Consider the following 3,698-nt stretch of genomic DNA (forward strand, 5'->3'; position numbering starts at 1 on the left):
ATTTCATTTACACAAGATTCTTGACGCTACCAAAAGAAACAATTCTAATAATACATGATGGATTGTAGTCAATAGGTGAGATAGATTTTAGAAGAAATCAACGGAATGGTGGAACAAGTAACCTTTTAGGGTTGTAATCCGTTAACATTGAAACCACGCTATTGACGATATAAGCCGGCAAATGACGAGAGGATATTGTTGCCATACGATTGTTTGAAATTAGTAAAGAAAAGCACAATCCCGGATTTAAAGGACTGTGCTTTCTTGCTTTTGAGATGTGCAATTAACCAGGTAGTCTGATCATCATGTTGAGGGTATGTGCCCCATACAAGGCGCTATCCACAACATCACTCCAAGCGTTTGTCATCGAAGCGTATTTACTTGCATTATAGTAATTCGCATTAAGAATTTCAGTTACCCATTTAACTCGTGGGGTAATTGCATGAGCATAGCTATTGTAAAGATAGATATCGATATTTCCATCTTGATGCTGATTTGGATTATTAGGATCTTAAGATCACTGATTGCCATAAAATCGGTAAATTTTGATTTTTTATTAGTCAGTCTATCATTACAATTCGTATGAATATTAAAGAATTGAAATTAGATGGTTAATGGGGGTATCATTATTGCGCACAACCTACTTGTACAAAATGGAGGACTTTATGAATACTTTTACCTTGAATACGTATCAAGATTCATTAGTAGATTTTACTCGTGATATTTACTTCAATCAGGATAAACTTTGGGTAGTTACAAATAATTAAAACAACCAAGCAGATCTTAAAAAGTGATCGTTTACTGGCAGATGTTTTACTTGGATTGTAATCAATAGGTGAGACAGATTTTAGAAGAGATCGACAGACCGGTGGAACAAGTAACCCTTTAGATTAGATCCAAAGAGTGGCGCTGATATTCGTACTGAATATCTTTGGCATTTTTTTGAATAGTAATTTATGAAGTGTGTTTCTTCCATTCTCTGTTGGTCATGCGACTATTTGAATTTAAGCGTTGAAAAACGTCACATATTGGTTATAATTAAAATCTGTTAGCCTTTATTAAGGAAATCTTACGGGGACAAAAGCCTTTTCTAAGGCAGTTAAACTGGGAATCAGAATAAAATACAATCAGAACGTATATTGAGGGAGTTATTACAATTTTTCTCCGTTACAGCCTGGGGGGGCAACGAGACAACGATGTTTCAAAAAATATCTAATTGGGTATATGAACAAATCCAAACATATGATAAAAGATTAAATACGTACTTTGATAAACATCCAAATCGTCGAAAACTATTTGAGTGGGTTATTAATAATAACCCTTTGAGTGGTGGGTATGACGAATTAACAGCGATTGCTTTTTGCATTATCATTGGCATACTTGCTTGGATAGTGAAAAACATTTATTTTTAATGTTAAATCGCCACAGTTTGGTAACCCGCAAACGTTGGCGTAGATTGTTATGCTCGGCTTAGATTAAATCCAAAAAATGTCGCTGATATTCGTAATGAATACCAGCGGCATTTCTTTTGAATCCTATTCAGTTAAATACGTTTCTTAAGTTCCTTACCCTTTTCCTCAAATCCAGGTTTGCCAAGCAATGCAAACATGTTCTGCTTGTATGCTTCAACACCCGGCTGGTTGAATGGATTGATTCCGTTCAGGTAACCGGAAATGGCTACGGCTACCTCGAAGAAGTAGATTAAGTAGCCCAAAGTGTAAGGGGTTTCGTCAGGGATGTGAATGGCCATGTTCGGCACATTACCATCGGTGTGGGCGAGGACAACGGCATGGAAGGCTTCCGTGTTGGCATAGTCCATGGTGCGGCCTTCAAGATATTGCAGACCATCCAAGTTATCTTTTTCCTTCGGGATGTCAACGTCATGGTTGGGCTTGTCGAGCTTGATAACTGTTTCCATGAGGTTTCGTAATCCTTCTTGAATGTATTGACCCAATGAATGCAAATCAGTGGTGAAGTTGGCTGATGAAGGGTAGATACCCTTTTCATCCTTACCTTCTGATTCACCCATAAGCTGCTTCCACCATTCGGCGAAGTAGGTCATGTTTGGTTCGTAGTTTTCCAACAATTCAGTGGTGAAGCCTTTGCGGTACAAAATATTTCTGTATGCCGCATACTGATAAGCTTCGTTCTTGGTCAAATCTGGATCTGTGTATTCGTCTGAAGCATCTGCGGCACCCTTCATCAATTGTTCAATGTCGGCACCGGAAACAGCGATTGGCAATAAGCCAACTGGGCTCAGAACGGAGTAACGACCACCGATACCATCAGGGATGATAAAGGTTTCATAGCCGCTGGCATCAGCTTCTTTGCGTAAAGCACCGTGAGCTTTGTCAGTTGTGGCGTAGATCCGTTCTTTAGCGCCTTCTGCACCATATTTAGCAATTAGGCGTTCCTTGAAGATTCGGAATGCAATTGAAGGTTCAGTCGTGGTTCCTGACTTGGAGATCACGTTGACTGAGAAGTCACGATCGCCAATCAAGTTGATTAAATCATAAACGTAAGATGAACTGAGGGAATTTCCGGCAAACATTACTTGGGGGAACTTTCGTTTGTCATCTGGTAAATAGTTGAAGAAGGTATCGTTCAAGAAATCAACGGCCATCTTGGCACCGAGGTATGAACCACCGATACCAATGACAACCAATACCTTTGAATCTGACTGAATCTTCTTGGCAGCAGCCTGGATTCGGGCAAATTCCTCTTTGTCGTAATCTTTAGGCAGGGTGAGCCAGTCGCGAAAATCACTGCCGGCACCGGTACCTTGACGTAATTCACTATCTGCGGCATTGACCAATGCCTGCATTTCACCGAGTTCGTTGTCGTGAACGAACTTTGATAACTTGGAACTATCAAAAGAAATATGAGCCATGTGTTAGTACTTCCCTTCTTGAAGTCATTCAATAATATCATTATAAAACACAAAGTGGCTGGAACAAAACCGAAGTTTCATTCCAGCCACCCTTGAGTGAATTGTTTCAAAAACAAGTAGTTCAACTGGAACTAAAGAATTTGGCAGAACTCGATTGTTTCTTCATTAGGGCCAAGGATATTGAAGTACTTGATTCCCTGTTTCCAGAATGAAGGAATTGATTGAATTTCTTTGTCAACTAAGCGTAAACCTTGTTCTTTAGCGTCAGCGAATGCCTTCTCAACGTCTGGTGTGTTTAATGAAATATGGTTGATGGCACCAGCTTTGCGGGCAGTTGGATCACCTTCCCAGGTTTCAATGGTCAAGTTGCCAAAACGCATGAATGCACAGCGGTTTTCACCGTTATGGAATAAGCCGGCTTCTTCAAAGCCAAGTGATTCATAAAATGCGATTGTTTTGTCTAAATCAACTGATGGAATACCAACGTGTTGGATTCCGGTAATATCATCTTTAATTGCCATGATTAATGTCCTCTTTTGTGTCTAGATTTGTAAAGTAAACTTTGTAACCGTGTTCAATTGTGAGGAAACCCAAGCCCAAGGACTTCTGTCCAACCGGGGTTGATTCTTTGAAGTGCCTTGGGCTGGTTAATGGTGCTGGGGTTAGAACTTTGCTGCTATATTGCTGAAACGTGTTTCGACGCAACTGATGCTAACTTCTAAGTGCACTTTAACTAAAACCCAAACCCGGGGTTTCAGCCAAAGTACTCTTAGAAATCGCATCACCCGTTGCTCGTCACACTGTTATG

General features: G+C 40.1%; 2 protein-coding genes. Both read right to left on the bottom strand.

Translation table 11 applies throughout. The features are described 5' to 3' along the window. Nucleotides 1-1,543 precede the first annotated feature (1,543 nt). Nucleotides 1,544-2,890: a glucose-6-phosphate isomerase gene (locus FD17_RS12830; RefSeq protein ID WP_057826574.1), complete on the bottom strand. Its 1,347-nt coding sequence runs from the start codon at nt 2,888-2,890 to the stop codon at nt 1,544-1,546. A gap of 131 nt (nt 2,891-3,021) precedes the next feature. Next, on the bottom strand, nt 3,022-3,411 hold the full coding sequence (locus tag FD17_RS12835; RefSeq protein ID WP_057826575.1) for a VOC family protein: 390 nt from the start codon (nt 3,409-3,411) through the stop codon (nt 3,022-3,024). Nucleotides 3,412-3,698: the final 287 nt, after the last annotated feature.

It is taken from the genome of Lentilactobacillus sunkii DSM 19904, assembly GCF_001435575.1.
GTDB lineage: Bacteria > Bacillota > Bacilli > Lactobacillales > Lactobacillaceae > Lentilactobacillus > Lentilactobacillus sunkii.

What these genes read in the sequence shown, in the direction of transcription:
- FD17_RS12835 (WP_057826575.1), bottom strand. Translation starts at nt 3,411, where the DNA reads ATGGCAATTAAAGATGATATTACCGGAATCCAACACGTTGGTATTCCA.
- FD17_RS12830 (WP_057826574.1), bottom strand. Translation starts at nt 2,890, where the DNA reads ATGGCTCATATTTCTTTTGATAGTTCCAAGTTATCAAAGTTCGTTCAC.